The organism is Herminiimonas glaciei (assembly GCF_042664955.1).
Lineage (GTDB): Bacteria > Pseudomonadota > Gammaproteobacteria > Burkholderiales > Burkholderiaceae_D > Oxalicibacterium > Oxalicibacterium glaciei.
This window is the reverse complement of the sequence record NZ_JBHTBU010000002.1, coordinates 1,046,131-1,060,909: the sequence shown is the minus strand read 5'-3', so window position 1 is coordinate 1,060,909 and position 14,779 is coordinate 1,046,131. Positions and strand designations below refer to the sequence as shown.

The window sequence follows — 14,779 nt, the reverse complement described above, 5'->3', positions numbered from 1 at the left end:
TTAATCGGCTGGCGTTATATACGTACGAACTGATTAAGCAGTTCGCAAAATTTCCTAATACTTTAGAGAGAGCACTCAAATGAACAAATTAATCGCTGCCCTGGTTGCTGGTCTGTTTGCCTCCACCGTTTTTGCACAAGCCGCTGCTCCAGCACCTGCTGCTGCTCCAGCTCCAGTAGCTGCAAAAACAGAAGCAGCAACCCCAGCTAAAGCAACCAAAACACACGCCAAGAAACACAAAAAAGCTAAGAAAGCAAAAGCAGCTGCACCAGCAGCAGCTCCTGCAGCAGCTAAGTAATTCGCAGTAATTAAAAAAGACAGGCTTGCCTGTCTTTTTTATTGCCCGATCAGACCGGATACTGATCGGGCATTTTTATGGGCGCGTACTTCATACAAGCAGATACGTCCCTTAACGCGTTGTTAACGCGTGTCTGAACGTATCCCCGAATCAGACTCCCAATGCCCTGCCGTCACTGCGCGGATCATGCGCACCGGAGAAAGTCCCGGTTTTCTGATCGATCACGATCGCACCCGGATGACCTGCCAATGGACTTTGTGCCGGAATCACACTCATCTCGTGACCACGTCGTGCCAGTTCCTGGAATACCTGATCGCCCGCATCTTTTTCCAGCTTCAGCGAATCACGGGTATCCGAAAAAGTTTTACCCAATAAGAAGCGTGGCCGCGACAAGGCCGTCAACGGATCCATGCCGTAATCGATCATGCGCGTCAGGATGGCTGACAAGGTTTGTGGCTGTCCATCAGCACCTTGGGTACCGTACAGGATGTGCGGTTTGTCGTTCTTCAGATACATGCCCGGATTCAAGGTGTGGAACGGACGCTTACCTGGCTCCAGTACATTCGGCACTCCTGGCTTCAGGCTGAATGAAGCGCCACGGTTATGCCACAGAATGCCGGTATCGCCTGCCATCACGCCGCTACCCCAATCGAAGTACACGGTTTCCAGCATGGAGACCGAATTACCTTGCGAATCGGTAGCGCCGATATAGACGGTGTCGCCATGCTTGTAGACGTGCGGCCACGGCATCGCCTGGTCCATCTTGATGCTGCCTGCCCACTGGTCGAGATTGGCCTTGGATAACAACTTCGCCGATGGCATGTTGACGAATTCAGGATCTGCCACATATTGATTACGATCGATGAAAGCGCGTTTTACCGCTTCCACTACGACGTGGTAGTAGTCGGCACTGCCTTCCGGAATTTTCTTCAGGTCGAAGCGATCCAGTATGCCCATGATTTCCAGTGTCGTGATGCCCTGGGTAGGCGGCTGGTTGGCCAGCAAGACACCACCGCGATAAGCGACGCGCAAAGGCGGCTCTATACGTGCCTGGGTTTTTGCCAGGTCGGCTGCAGTCAGTGGTGAACCCGCTTCTTTCAAACCTTTGGCGATGCGTTCCGCCAGCTTGCCGTCATAGAAATCGCGGTAACCGCGTACCGCCAGCATTTCCAGCGTATCGGCCAGTTGCTGCTGCTTGAACATTTGCCCGACTTCCGGCACCTTGCCGTCTATCATGAAGTTGCTGGCGAGGGCCGGCAGGTCGGCCATTTCCTTTTGCCGGAAATCCATCCAGAAGCGCTCTGAAGGCGAGACCGGGAAACCATTGCGCGCAAAGCCGATCGCCGGCTTCAGCAATTCTGCCCAGCTCTTGGTACCGGCCAGTTCATTCTTGCTGATGTCGAAGGCTTTGCCGAGCGTATCCACATTGGCGGCAGTCGTCAGCATGGAGCCGGGGCCACGTACCGGGATTGCGCCGCTGTATTGCGGCAGTACACCAGGTGCCTGGCCGATGCCGGACAGGGTCCGCACCTTGCCATTGCGATCGCTGATGATCATGAAAGCATCGCCGCCAAAGCTGGCGAAATGCGGATAGGTGACACTCAGGCAGCTGGCGATGGCAATCGCAGCTTCAATCGCATTGCCGCCGGATTTCAATACTTCCAGGCCGGCATTGGTAGCCAGCTCATGCGGGCTGGTGACCATACCCTTGGTTGAGGTAGCCAGCACACTCTTCGGCCTGGCTTCCAGCGCCATCGACATGGGCGCAATCGAACTCAGTGCCATTGCACCTGAAGCCGATAAAAAGTCTCTTCTCGTCATATCGTGAAAATTTTTGTTTTTCATGTGTCTTCTCCTTTTAGTTTTTTATAACTGAGGCAAGACACGCACCAACAACAAACCCCACAGCAATTGATGCGAGCTCGCCTTTCCGGGCAATGCATACAACGGTACAAGCAGCTATACCATAGCAAGCTTTGATGCTGCGTGGACATAAGAAAACGCCACCCGGTTCAATCTGAAGGGGTGGCGTTCTGATCAACAGAATTAAACTTTGTGCTGTGCCTGCTGCCCTTGCTTGGCTTGCGGGAAGGTGTTTTCCAGCGGTACATGACGATGCGAGAAGTTAGCGGTGATCCATGCATACACAGGACCAATCGCATTCATCAGGATCGCTATGCCCAGCGCGGACAATGGATCCTTCGGGGTAGGACCGAAGCCGCCAAACATGGTGGCAAAGAAGGTCGCGAAACCGAAGAACATGCCTGGCACGAAGTTGAGGCCAGGTACACGTGCCAGCATGATCATGCCGGTGTTCAGGAAGAACAGGATGACCATCTCTGCGATAACCAGATTGGTCCCGGAGAAATTCTTCGCTGCAATACCGAAACCGGTGACGACCAGGAAGCCGGTAATCGAACCGATAGGCAAGGTCGGCCAGATGCGCTTCAAGTTGGAAGCGGTCGGGCCGCCCATCGCAAACGTACCTGCCCAGCTGATAAAGATTGCCCAGACCGGCAAGTGCCATGGCAACTGGACCATGAGGACGGTGGTAACTGCGAGCAATGATGCAACAACTGCGTGTGGTGGCTTTTTCATGTTTGTCTCCTGATTTATAAATTAAAAATAATTATTTCGCTGCAGCGGTTTCGCAGACATGGCCTTTGGCGCCATGGTCCTGCGCGCCGCAACAGCCGTGGCGATGGATTTCCGCTTTGTGATGGGTGACGACTGTGATCTTGCCGCGTTTGATCACCCATGAGCGGGCCGGGATATCGAGCAATGCATCAGCAACCTGGTAGGTATCGAGGATCACCAGATCTGCCTGCTTGCCTACCGCGACACCGTAATTGGCGCCGATGCCGATAGAGCGCGCAGCATTGGTCGTACCCATCTCGAGGATCGCAGCCTGGTGTGCAGGGGTACCGAAGGACACCGCATGCGCCAGCATATTGCCGATCACCAGCATGTCGGCTTTACCGAAAGGTGTGAAGGCATTACGGATATTGTTCGACGAGTAGGCGACGTTGACACCTGCTTCATGCAGCGAACGTACCGGCGTCAAACCACGACGGCGATTCTTGGTATCGTTGCGGCCACCGAGATAGAGATCGGTCGCAGGCAAGGTAACGATGCTGATATCGGCTTTGCGCAACAATTCAATGATCGGTTTCAACTCATCCGGATCAAGTGAACCAAGGCTGGTTACGTGCCCCATCGAGACACGGCCCTGATAGCCGGTATCTATGGTTTTTTGCGCGACGTAAGCGGTAGCGGCAAAACGCTGATCGCTGGCATCGTCGGAAAAATCCGCATGCAGATCGATAGGAGCATCATGCTTGGCAGCCATATCGAACACGATGTCGATATGACGCTTGGTGTCTTCCCAGGTCAGCTCGTTGTATGGACAGCCACCGACCACGTCGGCACCCAGCTGCATGGATTTTTCCATCAGGTCGGTCGTGCCCGGTGATTTGATGATGCCTTCCTGTGGAAAAGCAACGATCTGGATATCCATCAGGTCTTTGTATTCGTCGCGCAGCTCGACCAGTGTTTCCACACCGATCAGGCCCTGGATCAAATCCACGTCCGGATGCGCACGCAAGGCGACGGTACCGTTCTTTACGGCCATATCCAATACCTGGCGCGAACGATCGAGTACATCCTTGCGTTCCTGTTTGCTTTTCAGGATACCGGTGACACGGATCGCTTCTTCCAGCGTGCCCAGCACCGGCGGCAAGCGGCGGTGCAAGAAAGCTTTTTCCAAATGCATATGCGGCTCGACCATGCCCGGAATAACGGCACGACCTTCTGCATCGATTGCTTCTTTTGCCGAGGCTTCAAGACCTTCTTCTATGGCAGCAATCTTCCCATCCTTGATACCAATGTCCATCAGTGGTTTGTCATCCCACACGCGTACATTGTGTATTAACAAGTCCATCTCCATAACCATCTCCTCTGGATGAAACAACTAAAAACCTAATGCAATCCCTTCGCCGCGTGGATCTGCTCCGCCTTCAAAGAACGGGGACCATGGTCCCGGCAAACGAATCGCCTGCGCCGTACCCATGCGTGGGAACGGCCACTGGGCCGGCTCCACCGGATGCCCCTGTTCGCGCAATGCGTCAAAGGTCGCTTCCGGTGCCGCCGATTCCAGCAATAATTTATTCGAGGTGTCACCCCATGAACGGCCATACAGCACGCGCGGTGCGTCGATTGCTTCCTGCACATTCAAACCAAAGTCGACCACACGGGTAGCGACTGATGTCTGCGTCTGCGGCTGCACTTCGCCGCCTTGCGTGCCGTACACCATGTAAGGCTTGCCATCCTTGAACAGCATGCCCGACATCAGTGTCGATGCACTTTGCTTACCTGGTTTGAGTACATTCGGATGCTCGGGGTTCAGCGAGAAAAACGCGCCGCGGTTTTGCATCAAGACGCCGGAACCCGGGTCAGTCACGCAAGAGCCGAAGTCGAAGTACAGGCTCTGCACCAGGCCGACTGCATTACCGTATTTATCGGCAATGCTGATAAAGGTTGTGTCGCTGCCGCCCGGACGGTTTTCATGCGTCCGTTTGGTATCGGCCAGCCACTCTGCACGTTCGGCATTCGCCAGTGCCGGGTCGAGCAATTTCTCAATTGGAATATCCGAGAACTCGGGATCGGTCAGGTACTGGTCGCGCTTGTTGAAAGCCCATTTGATCGCCTGGATCATCGCGTTGTAGTACTCGGGCGAATTGGCATCCAGCCCTGACAGGTCGATACCGTTCAGGAAATTAAGGATCATCAGGCCCGCAATACCTTGCGACGGTGGCGGTACCTGGAAAGCCTGGAAACCGCGATAATTGGTAGAGATCGGTTTAACCCACTTGGCGTGATAGTTCTGGAAGTCTTCAACCGTCAACAAACCGTCCTGGCTCTTCAGGTAAGACACGATCGATTTTGCCGTTTCTTCGTAAAAGTAACGCGGACCGTGCTGCGCGATGTTTTCCAGGGTCTTGGCCAAAGCCGGTTGTTGCAGGCGTTCGCCGGGTTGATAGGCATTGCCGTTCTTCAGGAAGATGCCGGCCGAGCCAGGGTCTTTGCGGAAATCTTCGGTATCGTCGCTGATCCAGCGGCTGATATCCTGGGTCACGGCCACACCTTCGCTGGCATAGCGGATTGCCGGTGCCAGCAAGCGCGTCAGCGGCATGGTACCGAAACGCTCATGGGCCAAGGCCCAGCTATCGATAGCGCCCGGCACGGTGATCGCCGATTGCGGACCACGGTTCGGAATCGCATCCATGCCGCGGTAAGTGTCCAGTGTGATGTCTTTGCCGCAGGTGCCGCTGCCGTTCAGCGCGGACAGGGTATTGGATTTGGCGTCGTGGATCATCCAGAATGCATCACCGCCTATGCCTATCATGTGCGGCAACACGACGCTCATGGTGGCGGCTGCACAGATTGCCGCGTCCACCGCGGTTCCGCCTTCTTTCAGCACATCCAGTGCCGCACCGGTCGCCAGGTAATGGGCGGTGGCGACCATGCCGTGTTCGGCATAACTGACTGGGCGGGTGGTTCTCATCATTTCTCCAGGAATCGGGTTCATGGAAGATGAGCATAGGGATCAATTGCCCGGGAGGGAATCGGGATTGCCTGATTCGAATCTAGGGATTTTCCTAGAGCCCACGGATCAATCGTACCCCTCATTGATCAAGCCGTGTTTCAAAGCGTAATACACGAGGCTGGCAGTGGTGGAAGCTTCCATTTTTTGTAAAACCGCCGCTTTATGGGTGCTGATGGTTTTATTGCTGAGAGATAATATTTTTGCAATATCGTTGACTGAATGCCCTTCGACCAGCATGCTGAAAATCTGGAATTCACGCGCCGTCAGCTTGGTATGCGGCAAGTCGGTTTCCGGCTTGTGCAATTGCTTGATCAGCTTGGCTGAAATTTCCGGCGAAACAAAGGTGCCGCCCTCCGCCACCTTGCGGATGCCTTCGATCAGCTGGCTGGATGCCGTATTTTTTGTAATATAGCCGGAAGCACCGGCGCGCATCGCCTGCACCGCGTACTGGCTTTCCTGATGCATGCTCAGCACCAGGATGGGCAAGTCCGGCTTGATTGCATTGATTTGCTGGATCAGCGCGATCCCGCTTTTGCCCGGCATCGACATATCCAGTACCAGCACATCGACTTGCAGGGAACGCAGTTTCTGCAATACCTCTTCGCCGTTCGATGCCTCACCGGCCACCGCCATATTCGACACGAAAGAAATGATTTGCTTCAGGCCGTCACGAATGATGGCGTGATCATCGGCAATCAATATTTGAATCATTTTCTTTCCCCCGCATGCGCGGCATTGGTCTTTGGAATACGCACTTCGATACTGGTACCGGAACCGGCACGACTCTGGATCTTCAGCTTGCCACCCAGCATGAAAGCACGTTCACGCATGCCGAGCAAACCCAGGCTGTCATGGCGCGACACGGAACTGTCTATGCCCTTGCCATTATCAGTAATTTTCAGCGTAATGAAATCTTTTGTTTCTTTCAGCGCCACACCTACCAGCGTAGCCTGGCTATGCCGGCTGACATTCGTCAACGACTCCTGCAGTATGCGGAAAATGGCAGTGCTGGCTTCACGGCTGAAAGCCAGCGGTGTCGACGGTAAACTCAACTCATATGCGATCGCACTGCGCTCGGAAAAAGATTCCAGCAACCAGTCCATCGCCGGCAACAAACCCAGCTCATCCAGGATCAACGGGCGTAAATCAGCCGCGATGCGTTGTACCGACTCTACGGTCGAATCGGCAATTTTCTTTAAACCGGAAACACTCTTGAGCCATTCATCGTCCTGCATCCCGTGCTGGGTTTCGATCACGCTCAGGCCGATGCGGATAGCGGTCAGCGATTGACCCAGCTCATCATGCAGTTCACGTGAAATACGCGTACGTTCTTCTTCCCGCACTACTTGCAGGTAAGCCGACAATTCTCGCAACTGGGTACGCGATGCCAGCAATTCCTGTTCCGCCATTTTGCGGTCGGTGATATCGCGTGAAATGCCGGTGGTACCTATCACTTCACCCTGCTCATTACGGATCGGTGTCTTGATCGTGTCGTACCAGCGCAGGGTCCCGTCTTCGGTATGGCGCCATTCTTCATAGCGCAGGCGTTCGCCCTGCTCCATGACGCGCTTGTCGGTATCGATATAGACATTGCCCCACTCTTCCGGCCACACCTCGGCCGGCGTCTTGTGCAGGATTTCGCTTTCCGGCAGGCGACAGGCAGCGACAAATGCTTCATTCACGAGGATGTAACGCGAATCCTTATCCTTCAACCAAGCCTGGTCGGGAATATTGTTCAGGATTGCTTTTTGCAATTCATCATCCTTGCTCATCGTGCGCCTCGTTTACCGATTTCATAGTCATGAGTATGCAGCTCAGTTGCCGCCTTGCACAGCAAGATCTTTCAGCAAGCGCTGGAATTCCGGCGATTCATGCATCAATGTCGTCGCTGCCGACCTTAACTCCCGGACAGTTTTCTTCGGCAGGTACAAGGAAGTCGGCACATTCAACAAGTCCATCCGCTCTTCTTCGTTCGTCATATTCTTCAACGATACATTGATGTAGTAGACAGATGGCGCTTTCGTATGATTTTGCTCCGCCCGCAGTCGTCCGGCTTCCTGCCAGCGCTCTATCGATGATTGCATCGCCAACTCGGTTTCCTGGGTATAGCGCGCAATCGGAATATCACTGATCGCGCGAATCACATCACGAAAACCAGGTACATCAGCGCTCTGGTCTATCGTATTTTCCGGATTATTTTGTGCATTTACGACCACCAGTACCAGCTTTTCCATTTCATCCAGGCGAAAATCCTGCCGCACTTCTTCGCTGCCGACCAATGCCTCCATATCCAGGATGCTGCGTATACTGAGATTGTCGGACAAGCCACCGTCCAGCAAGTGGATATACGGCCGTTTAATTGGATCCAGATAGCTGAACAACTCTTGCGCCCGGGTCCGTGAAACCGCTGCGATACGCCCGCGGTTCTTATTGTCAGCAGCCGCAAGCAAGACATCTGGAACGTGGAAGTCGCAAGTACCGGCGTAGTTCCACAGGGTGACAGGCGAAAACAACAAAGGCACGGCACTGGACGCTGCAACGGCACGGGAAATCGGGAAGCGATTCAAGTCCGAACACAGGAAATCAAAGGTTTCCTGGATAAAATCGAAGCGTGCGCCGGAAGACATATCGGTCGCACTGATGATGGTCAATGGTCCCTTGCGTTTCTTGCTGGCCAGGTCGGCAAAAGTCCGCTTATCGAACAGGACTTCATCCAATTGTTCTTCCAGCAAATCCGAGCGACCAAAACGCGGCGAAGTCAGGCGCCACTGGTTCGAAAAGGAAATGATGCGGCTGACTATCTTGTCCTGGAAGTCCAGGTTCAGGAAACGATCATTAAAACTCGGGAACACATCCTCGCCATGCAAGCCGTAATAGGCCGCCAGTATCGAGCCGCCGGATACGCCATACACCAGGTCGACTTCGTCGAACAAACGCCTGCTCTTGCCATCTTTAATAAATTTATTGCGCGCCAGCTCTTCCAGTACGCCATAGCCCAAGGCCGCCGAGCGCGCACCGCCACCGGAAAACAGCACCACCATAAAGATTTTGCTGTCGCCCGGCGCCAGGTCGATCGACTTGACTGTGTAACCGTGACCCGGCTTGTATTCGGTCAGTGGCTCATTGATGTTGTACTGGACCAGGCTGCCACAACCGGCCAATAAGGCGGTCATTGCAAGTAAGGACGCCGTACACCACAGGCGGGAACGTTTAGTTATCATTATTTTTACGCATTGCTTGGCTGGGAATACCGGGACACCCGGCATGATCGCGCAGGGGGATGATCCGCATTATATCGGGGGATACGGCTGGTAGTCAGGCTTGTACCAAGCAAGTGGATTGAGGGCAGCCTTTAGCTGCCAAAGCTCTTAGTACCGAGACTACTTTATTTCTTGGTAGGTCGGATCACCGGACACAGCGTGTTATTCCCGAGCGAAATACTCGTGCTTTGAAAAACCCGGACTTTCAAAAGCCAGTAACAGCAAACACGGCCCGATAAGCTTGTTCGGAAATTTTGTTCCCCGATTTGCCGGTACACAGAAGAACTGACTTTCACTATATTTTCGTTGCCTAAATCATTTGGCAAATTTACGATAAGGAGAGTCATTGTGAACATCAATAAAAAGCCCGCCCAGCAATCCAAGTTAAAAGCCAAACCGCAAATTGCGGTCTCCCCTAGCAAAGCCGTGAAAGAGCCAAGCGGTAATCCTTCGCAAAAAACCAAAACACCGTGGACAATCAGCGCCCAGAAGCGAATCCATGCGCACGAGGCCATCATCAATGGAGGCAAGGTTGAAAAAAGCTCTCTTACAGCACATGTTATGAAGCGTGTTTCTGAAAAGAAGGCGTAAGCCCCGGGAATATCTATTGTATGAAAGTCAAAAAAGAAATTTATCTGTGGGGCTACCCGTCCGTTGAATCCTTGATATTCGGGTTCATCAAGGCTAGCCAGTTAGTGCCAAAGGAAAGCAAACTTTACACCGATGTAAAGCAGCTTCGTGATGGAAAGCGACGTCTCTTTGACCTATCCCATCTAGACGACTCAGTCACCGCGAAAACACAAGGGCTACCCGATGTACTGAAAGAACTGGAAGAGAAATTGGGGGAGCAATGGACATCTCCTGAAATCGCATCCTCAATAAGGGAACGGCTCGCAAAAATTATGGCCGACTATGTCGAACTTTACGTACTCGGGATCTCGGCGGCGGTTCTCAAGAAAACTCAGGTTGTTTCCAACCTCAGATGTTTCTACTTTGCACAGCGTATCGCGGTGACCTTGGCTTGGCTAGAACAGCGATGGGGTATAGGATTCTTGCGAAAATTCGTAGACGATCCTGCCAAACCCAATCTGGTAGGGAGATGTCTCCGCTGGATTCGAAGATTGGAAAAGCTCGATATTCAAAATGCAGCAAAGAGGGTTGGCATATCCGAATTCGACGAATTCGGGAAAAAAATGTATCGATGGGAAAGCGGAAAACACGCCCCCCGAAGAGATTCTTATCCGGAAATTCGCGAGGCATATGGATTGGAGGGAAATCCGCTTTACGGACTATGGTTCTGGATTGCCATCGTTCTGGATAATTGCGATAGCGAATTTAAGAAGGAAATCGCCGCAGGCGTGGGTAAAGGATACGACAAAGACTCGGCGAGGGCCACTTTCATCGATATGAGCAACCAGGCCATCCTGGACACCGAGGTTCCACCAAGTTATCTAATTTTAAATGAACTCTTGTGTACCCAAGCCGCAAGGAAAGATGGCGACTATGAGTTGGCACTGAAAAGCTTGCAAGAATTTGAAGATATCGTGGATGCCTATGATGGCCGTGGCAAATATCACCTCTATTCATTCCAGGCCAGAATGGCAGTATTCACAGGAAAACCCAAGATAGCGCGAGATCTATTTATAAAAGCCATCGAGTTGGCTCGCTATTCCGAATATACCGCCACAGAGAAATTTCTCCGTGCGTTTGCGGCATTGTGTGCTTACGAAGAGTTTGTTGTCCCACTTAAAGATGTAACGGACAAGCAGTGGCTTTTCGGCATGCACCCGGCCCAGAAAAAACAAGCTGACATCTGGCTTGATGAAACAGAGGAGATAGTAACGACCCGCAAACGGGCGTTTGATTACATTAGATATTTTCCACCGCAATCCTTCTTCGGAAAACAGCGAGTCATTACCGCAACTCAAAATTTGTAAGGTGTTCGAGTCGAAAGCGGATACCAGGCGGGCTGTGCGATCGCCTTCTTTTTTACGTTTCTCGTCCAAGTAAGAAACGTAAGTTGCCGCCGTCCCGGCATGCCAAGTGCAATCGAAGAAAATCCGGTATTAATAAGCGATCTATTAAATTAATACCAACAATAAAAAAGGCCCGACCAAAGGCCGGGCCAAGAGATTCAGCTTGAGGACTGATCTCGATACACACTCGTTTCCTGCGCCGCCGCTATTGCCGGCAGCGCATCCGGGGTTAATACACCTCGCTGATATCGCAACGGCCGTCACGACCTATGAGCTGGCGCAACTGGCTACCGACCGAACCGAGGCCTATATTCTCAAAAATACTTTGATGCTTGGGCACCACGATCTGGTCGCAGTGATGCTCGCGTGCGAATTGTGCGATGCTTTCTGCCTTGTGTCCGATCACGATACGTTCCTGATGCGGGATACCGGCGGCGTCCAGCTTCTCTATCATCGGCTGCAGGATTTGCATGCCGTTTTCCTGATGGAATTCATCGATCTGCCGACGCCCGACAAAACGTGTGACGAATTTTGAAATAGGCATTTGCACATTCAACAGGAACAGGGTGACCGGCTGCGTGCGATAACGCTCGATCACATGTTTGATCGCACATTCGATATCGCTACTGTCATTGATTGGAACCAGGACGGTATTCATTTGTAGTCTCCTCGATATGGGCAGTAATCAGGCTTCGGTAGACAGCGCTGGTGTCTGGCGCGAGGCAAGCAATTTGCCAAAGCCGATGACGATCAACACACCGAGGATGGGTAGCGCAATTTCCAGATAGTGCGCATTCGCGATGAAACCCTTGAGGGCCGGATCTTCCACCGCCATTTCACCGGCAACGTAGCCGAGCAAACCTGCGCCCAGCGTAACGATGATAGGGAAGCGTTCCATCAGGCGCATCAGCATCGCGCTACCGAACAGGATCAATGGAATGGTGATGACCATACCGACGAACAGCAAGCCCATATGGCCATTCGCAGCACCAGCCATGCCGAGTACGTTGTCGAGGCTCATCACAATGTCGGCGATGATGATGGTTTTAACCGCACCCCAGAAATTATCGCTGGCGTTCAGTTCGGCGTCTTCATCTTCCGGTATCAGCAGCTTGATACCTATCCACAGCAGCAGGATGGCACCGACCACTTCGACGTAAGGAATAGTAAGCAGGTAGGATGCGACTGCGGTCAGGCCGGTCATCAGCAAGACGATCGCAACCGTACCGATCAGGAAGGCATTCCTCTGGTCTTTGGGAGGGAGCGAACGACAGGCCAATGCAATGATCACCGCATTGTCGCCACTCAAAAGGATGTTGATGATGACGATCTGGAAGAGCGCCACCCACATGGTCGAATCACTTAGCGTTGCTAGCATTTCTGTCTCCGTTTATGGTTATTGTGAAAGCAATTCCATAGTAGAGATCAGCGCTTACGCTGTACTTTCGCGAACATTACAGGCAGCTTTCGCGAATATTACAAAATCCTTACAGTTGCAAACAAAACCAGTTAGGCGCTCACCGGCGTGTCAGGGAAAGTCACGGTAAACGTATTGCCGACACCGTCGATATCGTCTTCCAGTGTAATCCGCGCATTGTGCAGGGTTGCGATCTCATGCACGATCGCCAGGCCAAGGCCGCTACCTTCTTCGTGATTGCCGAGCAAGCGATGGAAGCGTTCAAAAATACGCTGCCGCTCATCGATAGGAATCCGCGTGCCGTCATCACTGACAACCAGGTGCGCGCCTTCCTCATCCTTGTGCACCCGTACCGTCACGCGGCCACCGGATGGTGTATAGCGGATCGCATTGTCGACCAGATTATTGATCATTTCGGTGACGCGCGCCGCTTCACCGTTCAGCAGCACTGTTTGCTCGGCAGTTTCAAATCCCAGGTCGATCTGCTTCTTGTAAGCCAGCGGCACCCAATCCTGCGCGGTGCGCAAGGCAAGTTGATTCAAATCAAAAGGAGCAAAATTGGCGGCAACATTATTCGGTTCATTGCGCGCCAGGGACAGCAACTGTGAAACCAGGCGCGACAAGCGTTCGGCGCTCGTATAAAGATGCCCGAGTGCACGTTTGACCTGGACCGGATCGGTTTCACGCAAAGCCAGCTCGGCATGCGCTTTCAAACCTGCCACCGGGGTACGCAACTGATGCGCGGTATCGGCAATGAAGCGCCCCTGGAAACCCAGCACCCCATCGACACGTGTCATCAAATCATTGACCGCACCGACCAGCGGTTCGACCTCACCCGGCACATTGTCGGCGGCGATAGGACTGAGATCCAGATGCGAGCGCATCGCCAGCTCCTGCTGCAATTTTCGCAGGGGTGACAAACCGTGTGCGACGCCACGCCAGATAAGTATGCCTGCGATAAGGATCAACAAAACCTGCGGCAGGATCAATTGGATCAGCAAGGCGCGCTCATGCCTGTCACGTTTGATCTGTGTTTCCGCAATCTGGATCATCACCGCCTCTGCCGGCGGCTCCAGCAATGGCTTGCCGCGCAACAGCGCGATGCGTACATCCTGTCCCTGCAAGATGCCGTCGTAGTAGGCGGTTTCCTTGCCACTTTTAATCGCCGGCCGGGCCGGCAGGCTGGGATCACCGGCAATCAACTTGCCGTCTGTCGTATGGATCGCGTAATACACCTGGTCTTCCTTATCCAGCAACAGGGTCCGCTCCGCATCCGGCGACAGGTCAAAACCCAGTTGCCCGCCCTTGCGCGTCACGTGCAGCAACATCTCGCGCGCGATTTCATTCAACTCGACGTCGTACACATCATTGGCGACATGGCGCACGACAAAATAGCTGCCGACGATATCGATCAGGAGGATAAAGGAGAGTGGTACCAGTACCAGGCGCAGCAGGCGGCTGCGCAGGCTGGGATTGAGTTTATTGTTCCTGGCGTTCGGCTTCACCGGATTTTTCCAGCAGATAACCCATGCCGCGCACGGTACGGATGTTGATATTGTAGGGTTCCAGCTTCTTGCGGGTGCGGTGCACATACACTTCAATCGCATTACTGCCACCGTCATCACCCCAGCCAAACAGGCGATCTATCATTTGTTCCTTGGTGACGACCTGCCCCTGGCGCGACAGCAATACTTCAAACACCGCCAGTTCACGCACTGAAAGCTCTACCGGCTGTTCGTTGTAAAACAGGCGATGCGCTTCGAGATCGAAACGCAAACCACCGTGCGTCAGCGTCTTGCCTGCATCGAACTGCCCGCGCCGTATCAGGGCCCTGACCCGCGCCTCAAACTCCGGCAGGTCGAATGGTTTGGTCATGTAATCGTCGGCGCCCAGGTCCAGTCCGGCCACCCTGTCATCCAGCGTATCGCGCGCAGTCAGGATCAGCACCGGCAGGCGCGACTTGCGTTCACGCAAACGACGCAACACGGCCAAACCATCCATTTTTGGCAAGGAGATATCCAGCAGCAACAATGCGTATACATCGTTACCTAATGCGCGGTGCGCATCCTCGCCATTATCGACATGGTCGACCGAGTAACCGGCCTGGGTCAGCGCCCGGGTCAGCGCAGCAGCCAATACCGCATCATCTTCGACGATCAAAATACGCATGTAAGCTTCCGTGGCTTTTTCTAAACGGCTGGAAACACAACTGAAAATAATGAC

At 53.3% G+C, this 14,779-nt stretch carries 14 protein-coding genes; 3 read left to right on the top strand and 11 right to left on the bottom strand.

The window, feature by feature from the left end:
* The first annotated feature begins 79 nt into the window (after positions 1 to 79).
* A complete protein-coding gene (locus ACFQPC_RS15940; RefSeq protein ID WP_382272825.1) occupies positions 80 to 298 on the top strand; it encodes a hypothetical protein in 219 nt (72 codons plus the stop codon).
* Between the two features lie 150 nt (positions 299 to 448).
* On the opposite strand, the gene ggt (ACFQPC_RS15935) is transcribed toward ACFQPC_RS15940, so the two are convergent.
* The 7 genes from ggt (ACFQPC_RS15935) to ACFQPC_RS15905 form a co-directional block, all read right to left on the bottom strand.
* Positions 449 to 2,143: a gamma-glutamyltransferase gene (ggt, locus tag ACFQPC_RS15935; RefSeq protein ID WP_382272824.1), complete on the bottom strand. Its 1,695-nt coding sequence runs from the start codon at positions 2,141 to 2,143 to the stop codon at positions 449 to 451.
* A 201-nt stretch (positions 2,144 to 2,344) separates the two neighbouring features.
* Positions 2,345 to 2,896 (bottom strand): DUF1097 domain-containing protein, encoded by a 552-nt coding sequence (locus ACFQPC_RS15930; protein ID WP_382272823.1) that lies wholly within the window; start codon positions 2,894 to 2,896, stop codon positions 2,345 to 2,347.
* A gap of 31 nt (positions 2,897 to 2,927) precedes the next feature.
* Positions 2,928 to 4,238, bottom strand: coding sequence for an amidohydrolase family protein (locus tag ACFQPC_RS15925; RefSeq protein ID WP_382272822.1), 1,311 nt, complete (start codon positions 4,236 to 4,238; stop codon positions 2,928 to 2,930).
* Positions 4,239 to 4,268: 30 nt separating this feature from the next.
* Positions 4,269 to 5,861 carry a gamma-glutamyltransferase gene (gene ggt, locus ACFQPC_RS15920; RefSeq protein ID WP_382272821.1) on the bottom strand — a complete coding sequence of 531 codons (1,593 nt, stop codon included), beginning with the start codon at positions 5,859 to 5,861 and terminating at the stop codon, positions 4,269 to 4,271.
* Positions 5,862 to 5,969: 108 nt separating this feature from the next.
* Positions 5,970 to 6,614, bottom strand: coding sequence for a response regulator (locus tag ACFQPC_RS15915; RefSeq protein ID WP_382272820.1), 645 nt, complete (start codon positions 6,612 to 6,614; stop codon positions 5,970 to 5,972).
* Positions 6,611 to 7,675, bottom strand: a complete 1,065-nt coding sequence (locus tag ACFQPC_RS15910) for a PAS domain-containing sensor histidine kinase (protein WP_382272819.1) — start codon at positions 7,673 to 7,675, stop codon at positions 6,611 to 6,613. The genes ACFQPC_RS15915 and ACFQPC_RS15910 overlap by 4 nt, the downstream gene beginning before the upstream one ends.
* Before the next feature lie 42 nt (positions 7,676 to 7,717).
* On the bottom strand, positions 7,718 to 9,124 hold the full coding sequence (locus tag ACFQPC_RS15905) for a patatin-like phospholipase family protein (RefSeq protein WP_382272818.1): 1,407 nt from the start codon (positions 9,122 to 9,124) through the stop codon (positions 7,718 to 7,720).
* A gap of 387 nt (positions 9,125 to 9,511) precedes the next feature.
* Here ACFQPC_RS15905 and ACFQPC_RS15900 point away from each other — a divergent pair, with 387 nt between their 5' ends.
* Positions 9,512 to 9,754 carry a hypothetical protein gene (locus tag ACFQPC_RS15900; protein WP_382272817.1) on the top strand — a complete coding sequence of 81 codons (243 nt, stop codon included), beginning with the start codon at positions 9,512 to 9,514 and terminating at the stop codon, positions 9,752 to 9,754.
* A 20-nt stretch (positions 9,755 to 9,774) separates the two neighbouring features.
* On the top strand, positions 9,775 to 11,100 hold the full coding sequence (locus tag ACFQPC_RS15895) for a hypothetical protein (RefSeq protein ID WP_382272816.1): 1,326 nt from the start codon (positions 9,775 to 9,777) through the stop codon (positions 11,098 to 11,100).
* A gap of 268 nt (positions 11,101 to 11,368) precedes the next feature.
* On the opposite strand, the gene ACFQPC_RS15890 is transcribed toward ACFQPC_RS15895, so the two are convergent.
* The 4 genes from ACFQPC_RS15890 to ACFQPC_RS15875 all read right to left on the bottom strand — a co-directional run bounded on the left by ACFQPC_RS15890 (position 11,369) and on the right by ACFQPC_RS15875 (position 14,725).
* Positions 11,369 to 11,797 carry a universal stress protein gene (locus tag ACFQPC_RS15890; RefSeq protein ID WP_382272815.1) on the bottom strand — a complete coding sequence of 143 codons (429 nt, stop codon included), beginning with the start codon at positions 11,795 to 11,797 and terminating at the stop codon, positions 11,369 to 11,371.
* A 27-nt stretch (positions 11,798 to 11,824) separates the two neighbouring features.
* A complete protein-coding gene (locus ACFQPC_RS15885) occupies positions 11,825 to 12,517 on the bottom strand; it encodes a TerC family protein (RefSeq protein WP_382272814.1) in 693 nt (230 codons plus the stop codon).
* Between the two features lie 131 nt (positions 12,518 to 12,648).
* On the bottom strand, positions 12,649 to 14,061 hold the full coding sequence (locus ACFQPC_RS15880; protein ID WP_382272813.1) for a sensor histidine kinase: 1,413 nt from the start codon (positions 14,059 to 14,061) through the stop codon (positions 12,649 to 12,651).
* Complete coding sequence (locus ACFQPC_RS15875) at positions 14,036 to 14,725, bottom strand: response regulator (protein WP_382272812.1); 690 nt, start codon at positions 14,723 to 14,725, stop codon at positions 14,036 to 14,038. The genes ACFQPC_RS15880 and ACFQPC_RS15875 overlap by 26 nt, the downstream gene beginning before the upstream one ends.
* Positions 14,726 to 14,779: the final 54 nt, after the last annotated feature.

What these genes read in the sequence shown, in the direction of transcription:
- ACFQPC_RS15940 (WP_382272825.1), top strand. Translation starts at nt 80, where the DNA reads ATGAACAAATTAATCGCTGCCCTGGTTGCTGGTCTGTTTGCCTCCACC.
- ACFQPC_RS15890 (WP_382272815.1), bottom strand. Translation starts at nt 11,797, where the DNA reads ATGAATACCGTCCTGGTTCCAATCAATGACAGTAGCGATATCGAATGT.
- ACFQPC_RS15905 (WP_382272818.1), bottom strand. Translation starts at nt 9,124, where the DNA reads ATGATAACTAAACGTTCCCGCCTGTGGTGTACGGCGTCCTTACTTGCA.
- ACFQPC_RS15925 (WP_382272822.1), bottom strand. Translation starts at nt 4,238, where the DNA reads ATGGACTTGTTAATACACAATGTACGCGTGTGGGATGACAAACCACTG.
- ACFQPC_RS15915 (WP_382272820.1), bottom strand. Translation starts at nt 6,614, where the DNA reads ATGATTCAAATATTGATTGCCGATGATCACGCCATCATTCGTGACGGC.
- ACFQPC_RS15895 (WP_382272816.1), top strand. Translation starts at nt 9,775, where the DNA reads ATGAAAGTCAAAAAAGAAATTTATCTGTGGGGCTACCCGTCCGTTGAA.
- ggt (WP_382272824.1), bottom strand. Translation starts at nt 2,143, where the DNA reads ATGAAAAACAAAAATTTTCACGATATGACGAGAAGAGACTTTTTATCG.
- ACFQPC_RS15875 (WP_382272812.1), bottom strand. Translation starts at nt 14,725, where the DNA reads ATGCGTATTTTGATCGTCGAAGATGATGCGGTATTGGCTGCTGCGCTG.
- ggt (WP_382272821.1), bottom strand. Translation starts at nt 5,861, where the DNA reads ATGAGAACCACCCGCCCAGTCAGTTATGCCGAACACGGCATGGTCGCC.
- ACFQPC_RS15885 (WP_382272814.1), bottom strand. Translation starts at nt 12,517, where the DNA reads ATGCTAGCAACGCTAAGTGATTCGACCATGTGGGTGGCGCTCTTCCAG.
- ACFQPC_RS15930 (WP_382272823.1), bottom strand. Translation starts at nt 2,896, where the DNA reads ATGAAAAAGCCACCACACGCAGTTGTTGCATCATTGCTCGCAGTTACC.
- ACFQPC_RS15910 (WP_382272819.1), bottom strand. Translation starts at nt 7,675, where the DNA reads ATGAGCAAGGATGATGAATTGCAAAAAGCAATCCTGAACAATATTCCC.